Origin of the sequence: Corynebacterium sp. 122RC1 (assembly GCF_024580955.1) — a bacterium.
GTDB lineage: Bacteria > Actinomycetota > Actinomycetes > Mycobacteriales > Mycobacteriaceae > Corynebacterium > Corynebacterium kozikiae.
In genome coordinates this window covers 17744-34250 of record NZ_JANIKD010000004.1, presented here as the reverse complement: position 1 = coordinate 34250, position 16507 = coordinate 17744, and the positions used below count along the sequence as shown (strand labels likewise).

17 protein-coding genes are annotated in these 16507 nt (G+C 61.3%); 8 read left to right on the top strand and 9 right to left on the bottom strand.

Annotated elements, in window-relative coordinates:
* Positions 1 to 5: 5 nt before the first annotated feature.
* Both rsgA and aroA read right to left on the bottom strand, forming a co-directional pair.
* Positions 6 to 1004, bottom strand: a complete 999-nt coding sequence (rsgA, locus tag NQ050_RS02930) for a ribosome small subunit-dependent GTPase A (protein WP_257037777.1) — start codon at positions 1002 to 1004, stop codon at positions 6 to 8.
* Positions 997 to 2313, bottom strand: coding sequence for a 3-phosphoshikimate 1-carboxyvinyltransferase (aroA, locus tag NQ050_RS02925; protein ID WP_257037776.1), 1317 nt, complete (start codon positions 2311 to 2313; stop codon positions 997 to 999). The genes rsgA and aroA overlap by 8 nt, the downstream gene beginning before the upstream one ends.
* A gap of 18 nt (positions 2314 to 2331) precedes the next feature.
* Here aroA and NQ050_RS02920 point away from each other — a divergent pair, with 18 nt between their 5' ends.
* Positions 2332 to 3045 (top strand): SOS response-associated peptidase, encoded by a 714-nt coding sequence (locus tag NQ050_RS02920; protein WP_257037775.1) that lies wholly within the window; start codon positions 2332 to 2334, stop codon positions 3043 to 3045.
* Positions 3046 to 3373: 328 nt separating this feature from the next.
* On the opposite strand, the gene NQ050_RS02915 is transcribed toward NQ050_RS02920, so the two are convergent.
* Together NQ050_RS02915 and ybaK are read right to left on the bottom strand one after the other, a co-directional pair.
* Positions 3374 to 3580, bottom strand: a complete 207-nt coding sequence (locus NQ050_RS02915; RefSeq protein ID WP_257037774.1) for a hypothetical protein — start codon at positions 3578 to 3580, stop codon at positions 3374 to 3376.
* Between the two features lie 340 nt (positions 3581 to 3920).
* The gene (gene ybaK, locus NQ050_RS02910; protein WP_257037773.1) at positions 3921 to 4430 is read right to left on the bottom strand and encodes a Cys-tRNA(Pro) deacylase; all 510 of its coding nucleotides are present in this window, start codon (positions 4428 to 4430) and stop codon (positions 3921 to 3923) included.
* Between the two features lie 65 nt (positions 4431 to 4495).
* Between ybaK and NQ050_RS02905 the strand changes: the two genes are divergently transcribed.
* The gene (locus NQ050_RS02905) at positions 4496 to 5254 is read left to right on the top strand and encodes a sigma-70 family RNA polymerase sigma factor (RefSeq protein ID WP_368734670.1); all 759 of its coding nucleotides are present in this window, start codon (positions 4496 to 4498) and stop codon (positions 5252 to 5254) included.
* A gap of 2 nt (positions 5255 to 5256) precedes the next feature.
* Positions 5257 to 5517 carry a mycothiol system anti-sigma-R factor gene (gene rsrA / locus NQ050_RS02900; RefSeq protein WP_257037772.1) on the top strand — a complete coding sequence of 87 codons (261 nt, stop codon included), beginning with the start codon at positions 5257 to 5259 and terminating at the stop codon, positions 5515 to 5517.
* Positions 5518 to 5531: 14 nt separating this feature from the next.
* Here the strand turns inward: rsrA and NQ050_RS02895 are convergent, their stop codons facing one another.
* The 3 genes from NQ050_RS02895 to NQ050_RS02890 all read right to left on the bottom strand — a co-directional run bounded on the left by NQ050_RS02895 (position 5532) and on the right by NQ050_RS02890 (position 6793).
* A complete protein-coding gene (locus NQ050_RS02895; RefSeq protein ID WP_257037771.1) occupies positions 5532 to 5924 on the bottom strand; it encodes a VOC family protein in 393 nt (130 codons plus the stop codon).
* Between the two features lie 146 nt (positions 5925 to 6070).
* Positions 6071 to 6145 (bottom strand): 50S ribosomal protein bL37, encoded by a 75-nt coding sequence (locus tag NQ050_RS11230; protein WP_370443781.1) that lies wholly within the window; start codon positions 6143 to 6145, stop codon positions 6071 to 6073.
* Between the two features lie 387 nt (positions 6146 to 6532).
* Complete coding sequence (locus NQ050_RS02890) at positions 6533 to 6793, bottom strand: WhiB family transcriptional regulator (RefSeq protein WP_257037770.1); 261 nt, start codon at positions 6791 to 6793, stop codon at positions 6533 to 6535.
* 649 nt (positions 6794 to 7442) lie between these two features.
* Here NQ050_RS02890 and NQ050_RS02885 point away from each other — a divergent pair.
* On the top strand, positions 7443 to 7832 hold the full coding sequence (locus NQ050_RS02885) for a hypothetical protein (protein WP_257037899.1): 390 nt from the start codon (positions 7443 to 7445) through the stop codon (positions 7830 to 7832).
* A gap of 29 nt (positions 7833 to 7861) precedes the next feature.
* Here the strand turns inward: NQ050_RS02885 and NQ050_RS02880 are convergent, their stop codons facing one another.
* Both NQ050_RS02880 and NQ050_RS02875 read right to left on the bottom strand, forming a co-directional pair.
* Positions 7862 to 9298 (bottom strand): hypothetical protein, encoded by a 1437-nt coding sequence (locus NQ050_RS02880; RefSeq protein WP_257037769.1) that lies wholly within the window; start codon positions 9296 to 9298, stop codon positions 7862 to 7864.
* A gap of 74 nt (positions 9299 to 9372) precedes the next feature.
* Entirely contained in the window at positions 9373 to 10656 is a 1284-nt protein-coding gene (locus NQ050_RS02875) for a DEAD/DEAH box helicase (RefSeq protein WP_257037768.1), read from the bottom strand.
* Positions 10657 to 10851: 195 nt separating this feature from the next.
* Here NQ050_RS02875 and NQ050_RS02870 point away from each other — a divergent pair, with 195 nt between their 5' ends.
* The 4 genes from NQ050_RS02870 to NQ050_RS02855 all read left to right on the top strand — a co-directional run bounded on the left by NQ050_RS02870 (position 10852) and on the right by NQ050_RS02855 (position 16460).
* Complete coding sequence (locus tag NQ050_RS02870; RefSeq protein WP_257037898.1) at positions 10852 to 11079, top strand: DUF3107 domain-containing protein; 228 nt, start codon at positions 10852 to 10854, stop codon at positions 11077 to 11079.
* Between the two features lie 200 nt (positions 11080 to 11279).
* Positions 11280 to 12116 carry a DUF3152 domain-containing protein gene (locus NQ050_RS02865; protein WP_257037897.1) on the top strand — a complete coding sequence of 279 codons (837 nt, stop codon included), beginning with the start codon at positions 11280 to 11282 and terminating at the stop codon, positions 12114 to 12116.
* 24 nt (positions 12117 to 12140) lie between these two features.
* Complete coding sequence (locus NQ050_RS02860; RefSeq protein ID WP_257037767.1) at positions 12141 to 13097, top strand: TIGR02569 family protein; 957 nt, start codon at positions 12141 to 12143, stop codon at positions 13095 to 13097.
* A 63-nt stretch (positions 13098 to 13160) separates the two neighbouring features.
* A complete protein-coding gene (locus NQ050_RS02855) occupies positions 13161 to 16460 on the top strand; it encodes a PD-(D/E)XK nuclease family protein (protein WP_373456397.1) in 3300 nt (1099 codons plus the stop codon).
* The last annotated feature ends 47 nt before the right edge of the window (positions 16461 to 16507 follow it).

The window sequence follows — 16507 nt, the reverse complement described above, 5'->3', positions numbered from 1 at the left end:
TCGAGCTACTCCCAATCAACGTTGGTGCGCAGCGCGGCGAGCAGCTTGCGCACCGCCTGCACCCGACGTCCCGTGGGGGAATCCTCCGCAAAGGAATCCAACGCGCACTCTGGGTCCGCCGGGGGACCTGCATGGGTGCAGCCGCGCGGGCAGTCCTCCACTGCCTGGCGGAGATCCTCGAATACGCCGACCACGGTATCTGCGTCCACATGGGCTAGGCCGAAGGAACGGATGCCGGGGGTATCAATGATCCAGCCACCTGCGTCCAGTGGGAACGCCACCGCCTGGGTGGAGGTGTGTCGGCCCTTGCCCACTGAGGAGACCTCCCCGGTTTCCCTCTGGGCGTGCGGAACAATGCGGTTTACCAGCGTGGATTTGCCCACCCCGGAATGGCCGATCAACGCGCTGGTGTGATTATTTACCACATCCATTACGGCATCCAGGGGGTCATTGATGCCGCAGATCACCACGGGGACGTCGAGGGAGGCGAACTCGGAGGCGAACTCTGTGGGGTCGGCGAGGTCGGACTTGGTCAGGCAGATCACTGGCTGCAAGTTGCCCACAAAGGCTGCCACCAGGGCGCGTTCCACAAACCCGGAGCGTGGCGGCGGGTCCGCAACGGCGCACACGATGAGCAGCCGTTCGGCATTGGCCACAACGATGCGTTCGTAGGGGTCGGTGTCGTCCGCCGTGCGGCGCAGCACACTGGAGCGTTCCTCCAACTTGACGATCCTCGCCAGGCTGCCGGGCCTGCCGGAGGTATCACCAACCACTCCTACGCGGTCACCAACCTCCACGGCGGTGCGGCCCATCTCGCGTGCGCGCATGCACACGATGGGGTTGTGGCGATCCTCGCCATCCAGAACCACGCCCCAGCGCCCGCGGTCTTTGGTGACCACCATGCCAAAACGGGCATCGGCGTGCGTCGGACGATCCTTGGTGCGTGGCCGCGAACCTTTGCCCGGGCGCACCTTGACGTCGGACTCGTCCCAGCGCCTAGCCACGAAGCATCGTGTCCCACATCGCGGGGAAGTCCGGGAGCGTCTTTGAGGTGGTGTGGATGTCTTGCACCTCCACACCCGGCACCTTCAGCCCGATAATCGCGCCGGCCGTGGCCATGCGGTGGTCCGCGTAAGAATGCCACTTGCCGGCGTGCAGCGGTGCTGGAGTAATCTCCAGGCCGTCTGGCAGCTCCTTGCAGTTTCCGCCCAAGTTATTGATCTCATGCGTGAGTGCTGCCAAGCGATCCGTTTCATGCCCGCGAAGGTGGGCGATGCCCGTGAGCCTCGAAGGGGTGGAGGCCAGCGCGGCCATGGCGGCCACGGTGGGAGTGAGCTCGCCGATGTCACCCATATCCAGGTCAATGCCGCGTAGCGGCTGGCTGGAATTGGAGCTGGGGTCGGAAACAGGGCCGGTGACGCTGAGCACCCCATCCTCTAGGGTCACGGTGGCGCCCATACGCTCTGCGATCTCCCGGAACGCATCCCCTGGCTGGGTGGTCTGTGAAGGCCAGTGAGGCACACGAACGGTGGAGCCGGTGACGGCCGCCGCCGCCAAAAACGGGGTGGCATTGGAGAGGTCTGGTTCGATGTTCCACTCGCGGCCCGCGATCTCGCCGGGAGCGACGCTCCACTCATTTGACCCATTGGTGGTGACCGTCACCCCGGCCTCACGCAGCATGGCAATGGTCATCTCGATGTGCGGCATGCTGGGCAGGAACTCGCCAACGTGGCGCACGGTGATGCCCTGCTCAAAGCGGGCGCCGGCAAGCAGGAGGCCGGAGACAAACTGGGAGGAACCCGAGGCATCGATTTCCACGAGCCCACCTTTAGCACCGCCGGCGCCGTGGACGTCGAAAGGCAAAGAATGCCCCTCTACCTGCACGCCGAGGCTGCGCAGCGCGTCGAGGATCACGCCCATGGGGCGGTTGCGGGCGTATTCGTCGCCGTCGAAGCGCACCGTGCCCTCTGCGAACGCGGCAACCGGTGGGACGAAGCGCATCACCGTGCCCGCCAGGCCGCAGTCCACCTCACCGGCGTGGAGGGTACCCGGTGCGGGGACTGGGGTGACGCGGAAGCTGAACGGGCCGGCGTCCGGGGCTGCCTCGATGTCCACGCCCATGGCGCGCAGGCCGGCGATCATCAGGTCGGAGTCGCGGGAACGCAGCGCACCATTGATGGTGGAAGGGCCACTTGCCAGCGCCGCAAGGATGAAGGCGCGATTAGTAATCGACTTCGAACCGGGAATCTCAACGGTGGCGTCAAACGCGGTGGATCCAGCAGACACAGTGGGGGCGGCCCAATAATCAGACATAGGCACCATAATAGAGGCATGTGCGGACGCTTCGTATTGTTCACCACTGATGAACGCCTCTTGGAAAACGTGCCTTTTGCCACCATCGAGATGCCCTACGGCATGCCAAAGGCGCGCTACAACATTGCGCCTACCCAGGTGATCCCGGTGCTGCGCCCGGCGGGCGGCGGCGTTGGTGCTGGGGCTGGAGTTGGCGTTGGGGCTGGCGTTGGCGGCGCAGTGGCTACGGAGATGGTCCTGGAGCCCGCCCGCTGGGCCCTCATCCCGCACTGGGCAAAAGAACTCAAGGGCCCGCCGTTGTTTAATGCGCGGGCGGAAACGGTAGCCTCCAAGCCGAGTTTCCGTGAGGCCTTCAAGCGCGCCCGCTGCGCGATCCCCATGGACGGCTACTACGAATGGACCGGCGAAGGGGAGGCGAAGCACCCCAACTTTATCCGCACGGGCTCACCGATTTGGGTGGCAGGGCTCTACTCCTTCGGCTTGGATCAGCTTTCCGCAACGATGATCACCACGGACGCCCAGGCGCCCCTGGATCAGGTTCACCACCGCATGCCCAGGTTCCTTGCCCCCGAGGAAATGGAACAGTGGATCTTTGGCAGCCCCGCCGAGGCCGAGGAACTGCTCACTCCCGCCGACACCACCGGCTTCCACTTCACCCCCGCACCCAAAGAGGTAGGAAGCGTGCGCAACGACTACCCAGAACTCATGGGGCTGGAATTAGGAGAGAGCTAAAATTTCCGACGCTCCCAAGGTTCAAGTTGGTGGCGGCAGTGGGGCAGGGCTGCGGAGGCCGCGGCGCTAGTGAGCACGGCAGGCAAATTTCACCCAATCATTTCATGATTTGTGCGGTCATATTCTTGATTCATGGCAGTGAGGGCCAATTATGGTGTGTTGGACGTACAAGCGTGATCCGTAACCTTCGTAATTTTTGTTCATTGTAGAGCGACCTTCGCAGCTGGCATTTTCTTGGGCTGGAAGATTCTCATGGGCGTTGGCCATTGGGCGAACAAGGGAAGAGGCGTAAATAATGGAAAATGAGATAGAGATAAGACGCTTTATTTTAGTCAGTTTCCTTTCTTGATTGATATTTCTTCATGAAATAATAAAGGGGCACCCAGATAATTGTGGCGATAATTAACGTTCCAAAGAATGCTGCAATAATTATGGTAGCTGACCTGGGTTCCCAAAGGATTCCGGACAGAAGTAGTCCAACAAAACTGAACAGCACGATTGCAGCAAAAGATCCCCACAGGCCTTTTCTGTTCATGAATGCTCCTTTTTGTTCATTCTGATTTCCAATAGTAGGTTACGGTTTTCAAGTGGGAACTGCACGGTGTTTTATAAGAATTCATTTGGCGTTTACTGCACATTGCACGGCTGTGAAAATTCCGGGAAGAGAGTACTGGCCAACTAACACACTCGGTGACTAGAAACCAAAGCCAAGTTGCGCAATCCGATTGGCCATGACTTTCAGTTTGGCCAAGTTAACGCTTTTGGGCACACCTGAACAATTGATCTCAATGCCTTCCCGCCAGTACATCGCTCGCGAGGTGGCATCATCCAAACAAAGGGTTACTCACTTCGGCTATGGAAGTCGCGGCGTTGCACTAGGAAGCGCTGATGTCTGCGAAGCTGGCATTGATGAGCGAGGCGAGGTCCTGTGGTTTAAGTTCCACGTCAAGGCCCCGACGGCCACCGGAGACAAAAATCGTGTCCGCCAAAAGGGCGGTTTCATCGATCACGGTGGGCAGCACATGTTTTTGACCCAGCGGGGAAATACCACCAGTGATGTACCCGGAGGACTTTTCTGCGTCGTGGGGGTCAGCCATCGTGACCTTGGAAACCCCGTGCGCGGCGGCGGCCTTCTTCAGGCTCAAGGTGGTGGTAACGGGCACGCAGCACACAGCGAGACGTCGTTTAGCGCCCTTTCCTGCGGTGAGATCAATGACCAGCGTTTTGAAGATGCGCTCAGCTTCAACGTTGAGGGCTTCCGCGGCCTGCTGCCCAAAATGGTCCGAGCCGGACTCAAAGCTCTGAACGTGAAAATCCACCCCGGCGTCGCTGAGCAGTTGAAGAGCCGGGGTTCCTGCGCTGTGTTTTGCCTGCCGTTTGGCCATTTCCTCATCCCCATTAGAATGGTTGGAATCTACCTACAATTTTTGCGGGAGGAACGGTAACCATCGTGGCTGCAAAGACAACACCAGCTCCACATTCCGAGCTGGCCAAGCGTTTTGAGGCTGAGGCCTTGCCGCTCCTCGACCAACTCTACGGCGGCGCTCTGCGCATGACAAAGAACCCCGCCGACGCCGAGGACCTCGTCCAAGAGACCTACATGAAGGCCTACCAAAGCTTCGGCAGCTTCACCCAAGGCACCAACCTCAAGGCGTGGCTGTACCGGATCATGACCAACACCTACATCAATTCCTATCGGAAGAAAAAGCGCCAGCCGCTGCAATCCTCCACCGAGGACGTCACCGACTACCAACTGCTCGCATCCTCCCAACACGACTCCACCGGCCTCGAATCCGCCGAGCTCGAGGCCCTGAAACGGCTCCCGGACTCAGAGATCACCGAAGCACTCAATGCGCTTTCCGACGAATACCGCATGGTCGTCTACTACGCAGACATCGAAGGCCTGGCATACAAGGAGATCGCCGAAATCATGGACACCCCTCTGGGTACCGTGATGAGCCGCCTCCACAGGGGAAGAAAACAACTCCGAGAGGCGTTGAAGGGCGTAGCAAACGAATACGGCATTGGCCTCGACCACCCCAGCGGCGCCAAAACCGCAGCTCGAAATGGGGATGCGACGGACGCTTTGGATGCTGAGGCTAATGAGGCTCATGAGGCTCATGGACCCGCCACGGGAGACTCCGATGGTGTTCAACAACGCGGTCACGGTGACCGCGCGGGCCGCGCTGGCCAGGAAGGCAAGGAATAACGATGTCTCATCACTGTTCATGCGGTGAATTCCGAGCAGAACTTCACGCGCTCGTAGACCGCGAACTTAATGAACAAGAATGCGCCCGCCTGGAAGAGCACGTGCGTGGTTGCCCCTCCTGCACGGAGAAGATCAACAATGAACTCGAACTGCGCTCCATCCTGCGGAAATGCTGCCAAGGTGCCGCCCCGAACACCCTTCGGGAGCGGATCAGTTACACCATCCGCTCTACGCACATCGAAATCCGCAGCGAAGGCTTCTAATGCAGGTGGTTCCTCTAGCTTTGTAGTGGGGAAACAAGCTGGAGGTAGTTCCCGCAGGTGTCGTCAAGCACCGCGTATTCCACAGGGCCCGCAGGGGTGGGGTCTTGGGAAAAGCGCACGCCAGCTTCTTTAAGGTTTTCAACGGTAGCGGCGAGGTCCGCGACCTCAAACTGCTGTGCAGGAATACCTTCTGCGTACAGGGCCTCCATGTACGCCTTCGCAGCGGGGTGGACGTTGGGCTCGAGCAGGAGTTCTGTACCTTCCGGGTCTTCGGGGGAGACCACGGTGAGCCAACGGTGTTCGCCCACAGGGACGTCATGGCGCACAACAAAACCCAGTACCTCCGTATAGAAGGCAGCTGCACGAGCCTGGTCCTGAACAAAAATACTGGTGGTGGAAATCTTCATTGGGTGCTCCCGATGCGTTTTCGTGGGGGTTGCTGGTATCTGTGGAGTTTTGGAGTCTGTGGATGCAAAAGCCGCGAACCTGCAGGGAGAGCAATCAGATCATTGCCCGCTGCGGATCCGCGGCTTTCCGGTGAAACGCTTCGTACTTAAGCGTTTGGACGCTTACCGTGGTTCGCCTTCTTCTTACGGCGGTCCTTGCGCTTACGGCCACGCTGGCTCATGAGGCACTCCTTGCTGCTGGGGAAAAGATAACGCAATAAGTCTAGCCGCTTGGTGGGGGGAACGTGAAACCGGTTGCACGCTGCGGTGGCAGTGGAGGGGAGGAGAGGGGTGGGGCGGCGTGGTGGCAGGGACGCGTGGTGGCGCTGTGGCAGGGACGTGTGGTGGCAACAGGGGGATTTGGGCGTTGGTCGATAGCCCAAAGTCGATAGGACTCGGATTTTTCCGAAATGGCCCTCCTATCGACCAACGCAACGGCCTATCGACTTTGAGCTATCGACCAACGCGTGTAGGGGCAACAGAGTTAGGACAGGACAGCGCTAGGACAAAAGTGAAACGGCGGCCCCCATTGCTGGTGGGGCCGCCGTTGGCTGAAGATTTTCTAACGACTAGATGGTCGCACGGGTGCGGCCACGACCGCGGTTCTTGCGCCGCTTCAGTGCGCGACGCTCGTCCTCGCTCATGCCACCCCACACGCCGGCATCCTGGCCGGTCTCAAGTGCCCATGCGAGGCACTCGGAGGTAACTGGGCAACGGTTGCAAACAACCTTTGCCGCAGCAACCTGTGCGAGTGCTGGGCCGGAGTTGCCTACGGGGAAGAACAGTTCAGGGTCCTCATCGCGGCAAACTGCCTTGTGGCGCCAATCCATTGTGTACTCCTTGGGTGAAATTTTGTTGCTATCTAAATATTGAAAAAGTGTGCGCCAGCTGGAGCGCATCAGAAGACCCAGGGTGCCGCCAACTTCAATTCCCAGCCGGAACCCAACTCCTTTATGTGAGATGGGCGCACAAAAATAAACCAACCGCGAGGCGGTGGCGCGTGCAAAGGGGAAAGTTGGCAGGCTCGGTTGCCCAAGTGCTCCTGCATCACGCTGGCCAAGTGGTTTGACCGCGTTTGTTTACTTAAGTGATCTTGGCATGAACAAAACTTCATATCTAGGGTTATTCATAGAATGTGCGCAAGGTCACTTTGGCTCCTTGGTGTGTGGAGCCCAATGCTTCCAGTGTCCGCCGGGACTGAATCTTTATAAGCCCAGTTCAGGGCATGTCAGTTCCGTGCCGACACCAAGCATGATTAGTGTATCGAGGTCAAATCGTGCTTTTGGAATCCTTAAGGTTTGACTACAAAAGCAATATTGCTAAGCCCTGAGCACCTACGTGCACATGCAGAAAAATGAACCCCAGGTAAACTTCTCAGATGTGAACCGACCTCAAAACGAGCCTCGCAAGAACCCCCAAACTGCCAGCAGTGGCAACTCTCCTTCTGGCGCCACCCGCCCAACGCCCCCTGCGCCAGTGATGGTTGGCGGCTGGATCGCCCTGCTGCAATCCCTGGTGGGATTTGGCTACGCAGCGCTGCTGATTTACCGGGAGGCGGCGGGCTACCGCGACCCTTCGATCGTGTACGAAGCAGACAATGCCAACACGTGGGTCGGCTATGGAACGGCGATTTTTTTCATCATCATTTTCGGCGCGGTGGCAGTAGGCGCGTGGCGCATGATGCGCGGCTACCGCTGGGGGCGCGGCCCCGTGGTGATGCTGCAAATGATGCTTGTGCCCATCTCTTATTACATGTTCACCGCGCACGCGTGGCTTTTGGCCATTGCGTGCTTGGTGTCCGCGGTGGTGGGATTGGCCATGCTGTTTAGTCCTCGCGCCGTGCGCTGGACCGCAGCGAACTACCACTAAACGGCCCGCCCGCAAGACCGGCCAAGCGCCTACTGCCGCGGCTTGAGGATCGCCACTTCCTGGCCTCGCTTCTCCAGGATCACACCGTTGGCTTGAGCTAATGAAATGCTCTGGGTGGAGCCGTTTGCGCTGGTTGGGGGGGTGGTGGCGTCGGTAGTGATTCCGGGAACCTCGCGCTGCACTGGGATCTCAGCTTCCGTTTCTCCCGTGGTCCAGTTCACTTGCCGGATGCCCGCGGCGGTGGGGTAGTAGAGGGAGTTGGTGGCGGTGATGCCGATGCCGAGGCCGAGGGCGTCGTCGAGGACGTGGGCCACCTGCATGGATTCGGGGGTGAAGAGGAAGAGTTTGCCGTCGGCGAACCATGTGATGTGGTGGGGGAGGTCGGCCACGATTGGTTGGATCAGGCCGCGGCCAACATCGAGCGGGGCGTCCAGGGGAAAGCGGGCGGTTTCGATGCCTTGTTCGTCGAAGGTGAGGAGCATCGGCTTCGGCGCGGCCACATACACCACGCTATGGTGCTGGCCTACCGCAACTACCTGCACGCTTTCGGGGTCCGTGGTGGGGATTTGCACGGTTGCGTGCATCTCCGGCTCGCGGGAATCCTCCGGGGTAACCTTCTGCAGACTTAACTGTGCCTCCGCGCCACACGTCTGCACGGTGGCCAGCAGCTCGGTCCGGGTGAGGGCGGAATTCATGGCGCAGTCTTGGCCAATTTCGGGCTGCTGGTCTGCTTCCTGCGGCGCCTCCACATGCCCGAACTCCACGGTCCGCACCAGGTCAGAGCGCCACAGCTCCACGCGATCAGCGCTCAAAATGCCCACGCGGTCATTCGAGCGCACCGGCAGCACCTGCTCAGCGGCATTGGAACTGCGGGTGCGCTGGTAGGTGCCATCCGACGCCTGCAGCGCCACCACATCACCGCAGCCACGCTCCGTGCGGAACACCATGTTCACGTTGTTCCACCCGCCCATCGCGGCACACAGCGGGGCGTCCGTGCGCGAGTAGCTCCATACGTTTTGGCCGCTCAGGGTGTCAAAAGCGGTGACGGTGCTGCCCTCGCTGCCCTCGCTGCTCCCGCTGCCCCCGCTCCCAGCAGCCGTAATCAGCAGCCCATTGACTACCAACGGCACAGGCAGCGGGTTCGTATCTGCCAAAACCCCCGCTGTGTCATACGCCTGCGCCATCGCAGCCTCGGAATAGGTGGCCTGGAACTGTTGCGCCGCGGTCTGATGCTCCACATGGCGCGCGGGGGCAGTCCACCACACCGCAGTAATACCGAGCAGTGCCGCCGCCACAAAACCCCCGGCGAGCTGCAGGTCACGGCGGGTGGTCTTGGGGAAGGTGATGCTTTTCGACGCCGCCACCGCCGCAGCTTCCTCAGGTTGCGGGGCTGTTGCGGTATCGGCGGTATCCGCGGTATTGGCGGCATCGGCGGTATCGGCAGTTGGAGCGGGGCGCTGGTCCATGCGGGGTGAATCCTTTGCTGGGCGTGGAGCGATGAGCAGTGGAGCTTGGGCGAGGAGCGGTGACTGGCTCGCGGTTAGCGGCGCCGGCGCCCGCTGGAACGGCGTGCTTGCGGGGCACCCGCGCCGAAGACTTTGCGGGCGGGTCCCACGGTATCGGAAACGTTGGCAGGCAAGTCGAGCGCTTCCACGAGCTCAGGGGAGGTGGAGAACCACTGCGGTGGCTCGGGGTTGTCCAGGCTGAGTTCCTCGTTGATGACCTTCCATTTTTGCAGCTCGTCGTAGCCCACCAAGGTAATGGCGGTGCCGGTGTGGCCCGCGCGGCCCGTGCGGCCGATGCGGTGCACGTAGGTCATGGGATCGTCGGGAGTTTGATAGTTGATCACATGGGTGACGTCGTCGATGTCGATGCCCCTTGCGGCAACGTCCGTGGCAACCAGGATGTCGATCTTGCCTTCGCGGAACGCGCTCAGCGAGCGCTCGCGAGCCTCCTGGCCTAGGTCGCCGTGCACGCCTCCCACCATGAAGCCGCGGGTAGCCAACTCTTCCGCCAGGCTTGCGGCGCCGCGCTTGGTGCGGGCAAAGATGATGGTTTTGCCGCGGCCTTTGGCTTGCAATGCCTTGGTGACCACAGCGGGCTTATCCATTTGGTGCGCTTGGAACACGATCTGCTGGATGCCCTCGTGGGTTTGCGCTTCGTCGGCTTGCTCCGCGCGGATCTGCACCGGCCTGCGCATGAACGTGCGCGCTAGGGTGAGCACCGGCCCCGGCATGGTTGCGGAAAAGAGCATGGTCTGCCGGCTGGAAGGCGTGGATTCCAGGAGCTTTTCCACGTCCGGGAAAAAGCCCAAGTCCAGCATTTCGTCTGCTTCATCGAGCACCAGAACGGCCACATTGTCCAAGGTAAGGCTGCCGCGCTGGGCCAAGTCGAGCAGGCGCCCGGGCGTGCCGATCACCACATCAACACCCTTGGCCAGTGCCTGGGTCTGCTCATCGTAGGGCCGCCCGCCATAAATGGTGAGGGTGCGCACCCCGGTGTACTGTGCCGCCTGCTTGAGGTCTTCACCAACCTGCACCGCGAGCTCGCGGGTGGGCACCACCACCAGTGCGCGGGGTGTTCCGTCAAGCTCTGGGACGTCGGCCGCGTCGAACACGCGGTCAATGAGCGGCACACCGAACCCGAGCGTTTTGCCCATGCCGGTGCGCGCCTGGCCAATGATGTCACGCCCATCGAGTGCGATGGGGAGCGTGAGTTCCTGAATGGCAAAGGTGCGCAGGATTCCTCGGGCGGCGAGCGCCTTGGTGATCTCAAAGGCCACGCCGAGCTCAGCAAAGGTGGGGGATTGGCTTGAAGCAGACACACCTTGATACTAATAGGCCAGCCAGCAAGGTGAGAATCACTGCGCCTCCTGCGCTTTCTCCCGGCAGGTGCTGCATGTCCAACAGGTGGCATATAGTGGCGCCTATAGTTGCTTAGTGACCGCTCGCCGCGCCTCCTGTGCCTTTGGGGATCAAGGTGACGCGGGCGAATGAAGAATCTTGAAGGAGAACTGGGTATGGACATCAAAATCGGCTTCACCGATACCCCTCGTGAACTGGTGATTTCCTCTGCGGGCGAACAGGAGCAGCTCCTTGCCACCCTGCGTCAGGCGTTGGAAAGCAATCAGCCGGTGGTGGAACTTGCCGACGAACAGGGCCGCCGCTACCTCGTGCGCTCCGAGCGCGTTGCTTACGTTGAGGTTGGCACCTCTGCGCCTCGCCACGTGGGCTTCGCAGGAGCGTAAATACCGTGGGCAAGCACGGATCAGGGCGTGCCGACGCCCCCAAGGGGCATCAAGAGCCGCGGCCCCAAGGGGCGTCGCCGTCGGTAGGGAGTAGGGGAAACGCGCAAGGCAGCTCGAGCCCCTATCCGCTCAAGAGGCCGGCGGGTACTGCTGAGCGTTTCGCGGAGTTTGCCCGCGCATACGGCTGGCGTGCCTACGCGATCCCCGTGCTTGCCGTGCTCACCGTGTGGGTGCTGGTGGATATTTTCATCAATGCGCAACCCTCCTCACAGCCTGGAAATACTGGAAATACAGCAAATACCGCCGCTTCCGTGAGCGCCTCCGGGGACGCTTCTGGGGATGGCGCGGAAAGCCTCGCCGGGCCGAACCCTGCGGACCAGGATATTCCCGCTATTGCCAATAATGAACTGCCCGCCGGCGCCGCCTATACGCAGCGAGGGGAGGGGACCTTCCGCGCCGTCGGTACGCCTGGTGCGCGCGCCGGCCAAGCTGAGGCCCGGGAGTTTACCTACGCCATCGAGGTGGAAAACGGGATTGATACTTCCGCCTATGGCGGCGACGATGCCTTTGCCACGATGGTGGACGCAACCCTGACCGCGGCCAAGGGCTGGACCAATGATCCACGCTTTGCCTTCCGCCATGTATCCGCGGATGAGGACCCCGACCTGCGCATCCAGCTCACCTCCGTGGAAACCACCCATGAGCTGTGCGGCAACAACATTGATATGGAAACGAGCTGCTACTACGCAGATGGCGGCCGCGTGGTGCTCAATGAGTCCCGCTGGGTCCGCGGCGCCACGCCCTTCCAAGGTGATCTGGGAGCGTACCGCCAATACCTCATTAATCACGAGGTTGGCCATGGCATCGGCTTTGACGCCCACGAGGGCTGCCGAGCAGACGGCGAACTCGCGCCGATCATGATGCAGCAGACTCTCAGCCTCAACAACTCTGAGCTGCACCGCATTGATCCCAATGAGGTCTACCCGGACGACGACGCCACCTGCACCCACAACCCCTGGCCTTACCCCTTCGCCTAAAGCCCGTGCCCTAAGCTAGGTGGCATGGCTGAACACCCACCACTCGAACCCGCCGGCCTGGGCCACACCGCGTCAGCGCCTCACGATCTGAAAGTGCCCGCCCATGTACGCGAGGCATTCCACGCCCCAGAGGGCGAACAGGTTGCCATGGGCACCGCGTGGGACTACGGCGTGCGCGTGGGCAACGTGGTGTTTAGCCAGGTAGCGCACCCCACCCGCGCCGCCTGGTCCGCCAAAATCCGCGAAAAACTGAGCCCAAGGGGTGTGCGCGTGGTGCGCCCCCTGCGCTCCGCAGACGCCCGCTTCATGAACGCCGGTTGGCGCTGCTCTGGCTATGTGGAAGGCCAGATTGAGCGCCGCGTAGATGAAACCATCGCCGCCGCCCTGCGCCTGGACGAGGCCCTCGCCGAGGTTGCCGTTCCCGAGGGGCTCGGGGACAAAGACTCCACCAACGCCTTCACCCTGGCGGATTGGTATGCGCTGCGTATCGACGCCGCCGAGGCCGCGGACCCCTTGCGCTGGCTGCGCGGCGCAGGGTTGCACTTAGATACGGAGGTGCCCAAACAGCGCCTGGCCGCGAGTCTGATTCCGAAGATCGTGGAGGTGCTCGCACCTCTTGACGCAGCGAGTGCGCCGTTGCAGGTCACGCACGCGGACATGTTTGCAACCACGATTTACCACGGAACCCTCATGCCCGCGGTCACGGACCTTGTGTGCAGCCTGCGCCCCAAGGGGTACAGCGCGGCCTTGACGGCGGTGGATGCCCTGCTTGTGGAAGCCGTGGATGAGGGCGTGCTGCGCCGTTTCGCGGGAATGGCAGTGTTTGAGCAGGTGCCCTTTGTACAGCTTGCGCTGCGTGCGCTGCTCTATCGGGTAATCGTGCATGCCTTGCATGAGGGTGCTACCTCAAATACGGGCACAAACCTGGAGTGGGTGACATCCCTGCTGGTGGCCCAAGCCCGCGAGGGACTCTCAGAGTAATTTCTCATTTCTTAGATTTTGTTCGAATGATTGTGCGTGGGTGTGTCCCGTCTTTCTGCCATGATGGGCACTATGACTGCACAGCCCTCACCCAACGCTTCTGCATCTGAGCCTGCCGCTGGCTCCGCTTCTGCGCCGGCGGTGTCCGGAGGATCCCCTCAATCCGTACCGGAAGCTGCATTTTTGGTGCCGCCGAATCCCAAGATCGTTCCCATTGCCCACGGCCAGTCCGATCCGGAGCAACCAGCCGTGGAGTGGGACAACCCGCTTTTTGCCCAGCGCAGCGGGCATTGGCGTGTTCGAGGTGCCGCTGGAACTGGTGTGAGCACCCTCCTGATGGACTTGGCCGCGCAACAAATCGCAGACGGGCATCCCGCCAGCTCCATCTTGGTGATCGCAACCTCCTCCGGGGCGGCAAAACGCCTGCGCACCGGTATTGCGCAACGCGCCACGCAATACGGCTACTCCGCGGAAGGCCCCATGGTGCGCACGGTGCACTCCCTTGCGTTTGCCCTGCTTCGCACCTTGGAGGAGGAACAGTTCCGCCTCATTACCGGCGCGGAACAAGACGCAGTGATCCGAGACCTCCTCCAAGGTGCAGCGGAGGGGGTTTCCAAAGTCCAATGGCCCGAGGAAGTCCAAGGGGCTTTGCCGCTGGTAGGTTTTGCCCGTGGCCTGCGCGACTTCCTCCTGCGCGCCGCCGAGCGTGGCCTTTCCCCCGAAGACCTAGAACAACTCGGTGAACAGCACAACCGTCCATTGTGGCGTGCCGCCGGTGAATTCCTGCGGGAGTACGAGCAAACCCTTGAGATCGGCGGCAACCACAACCTCAGCGCATCGGAGCTGCTCAGCCGCCTGGCCACGCATACCATCTCCGACCAAGGGTGGCGCACCATCTTGGTGGACGATGCCCAACATCTGGACCCAGCCGCACTCGAGCTCATCGATCAGCTCCGCAAGTTTGCCACGTTCACCGTGATCGGCGGCAACCCGGATCAATCCGTGTTCCACTTCCGGGGCGCGGCCGAGGACGCAATGGAAAAGCTTCCCGTTGAGCACGACCTCAAGCTCAGCGCACCGCTGCGTGAGGCCCCAGTGCACGCGGTGATCGCAGAAAACGCCACGGTGCATGCAAACTATGTGGCAGACATCCTGCGCCGGGCGCACCTGCTGGACAATATCGCCTGGAGCCAACTCGCCGTGGTGGTGCGTGACGTCAAAGACATCGCCCCAATGCGCCGCATCCTCCTCGGCGCAGGTGTACCCGTGCACATCAACCCCACCGATGTGGTTCTGGGACAACAACCAATTGTCCGCTCCCTCATGCTTGCCGCAAAAGCAACTGTTGAGCCTCTGGAAAACTCCGAGGTGGAAGAGCTGGCACTTGGCCCAATCGGTGGTGCAGACCCCGTGCGCCTGCGCCGCCTCCTGCGCGCCCTGCGCCAAGTGGAAATGCGCCGGGGAAGTAACCGACGCGCCCTCACCGTACTTGCTGAGCTCGTGCAACCAATGCACGCCGAGGCTGCCCAGGAAATCCTTGCGGAAGTGCAAACCGTGCTCACCGAATCCGAGCTGGGTATCCTCACTCGAATCCGCGAAGTCCTGCACGCGGGCACGCAACCGGGCACCGTGGAGGAGGTCTTGTGGAACCTCTGGGATGCCTCCAAACTCTCCGGCCACCTCAGTGCAGTGAGTCTGCGCGGCGGTGCTCGTGGCTCCCAGGCAGACCGCGACCTCGACGCCATCATGGCGTTGTTCGACGCCGCAGGTGACTGGGTGGAACGTCGCCCAGGAACCACCGTGCACACCTTCCTACGAAACATCGAGGAACAAGAACTCCCCACCGGCGTGCGCGACCGCCGCTCGGTAGTCCCTGAAGCAGTGGAGGTGCTCACCGCCCACGGCTGTGTGGGGCGAGAATGGGACACCGTGGTGGTGGCAGGCGTGCAGGAGAACAGTTGGCCATCGCTGAAGGAAACCGGCTCCCTCTTTGGCCAACAGCAACTCGTGGACCTCATTGACAACGGGATTGACCCAGACCAGATCATCTCCCGAACCGCAGAACGCCTGCGTGATGAGGAAGCACTGTTTGCCCTGGCTACCACGCGTGCCCGCAGGGTCACCTACGTCACCGCGGTGAACAACCTTGAGGGTGAGGAAATTTCAGAACCCTCGCGGTTCCTCACCCCGTTGCGTCCCAAGACCCTCAGCGCAGAGGCGCGGCTCCACCTGCCAAGCGCCGACTCCGGGGAAGCCGCCGATGCTGCCGACGCCGATCAGGCGAATGGTGCAGTGAGGGCAGTGGGGGCAGTGGCGGGGAATCCGGAATGGGAATCGGTTGGGGATGAGCATTATGTGCGCCTGCTCAGCCAACCTACTGTGGTTGCGGAGCTTCGCCGCGCCCTCGCGGATGAAACCACGGGTGCCGCCACCAAGGCACAGGCAGCGCGCCAACTCGCCCGCCTCGCTCAAGCCGGCATTGCTAGCGCCCACCCGCATTATTGGTGGGGCGCCAAAGCACAGAGCGTGGATGAGCCACTGGACGTGCGCCGCCTCTCCCCATCAAAGGTGGAAGCCGCCCTTTCCTGCCCGATGTACGCCACTTTTTCTGGTGTGCTCCTTGATGAATCGAAGCCACTCGCCATGGTGCGAGGCACGCTCGCCCACGCCTACGCTGAGGCACTGGCCAAAGGAGTGGATCCGCAATTGGCGCGGGAAAAAGTGACCGAAGCCATGGAACGCCTCCTCGACGGCCCTCGCTGGTTCAATGAAGGCCAGCTCACTAAGTGGAAGATCATGTTGGACAACATTTTCAACTGGCACCATGCCCAACTCGGCCAAGCTGAGCTCGTCGGTGTGGAAGTGCCCGTCCGCGTGGATGTCAACGGCGTGACCATCGGTGGAAGCATCGACAGGCTTCAACACAGGACAGAGGGTTTTCAGATCTTCGATCTCAAAACCGGTAATTCTCCAATGTCTCAAGCAGACGCCGACGAGCACCTCCAGCTTGCTACCTATCAGCTGGCATTGCGCCACGGCAAGATCACCACAAAGCAGGCAAGTGGCGTGGAAGAGCAAGAGATGGGCCAGCCAGCATCTTCGGTTCGTATTGAAACCACAGACGCCGAAGGGCTGGAAGTATGCAACGCGGTGTTGCAATACCCGGCTTTGGAGAAAAACCCGTCGCGTGAACAATCAGCCAAAACAGAAGAAGAACTTGCCGAACTCGCAAACGTGCTGCCACAGCTTTTGCAGGACCTCCGCGGCCCCAAATTCACCGCGCGCCAAAACAAGTTCTGCGCACACTGCGAGCTTGTAGAAATCTGCCCCGCACAGGATGAGGGCAGGAGCGTGCTTGGATGAATACCCACGCAGAACACCACAGCAAGGATCACCACATCACCACCGGG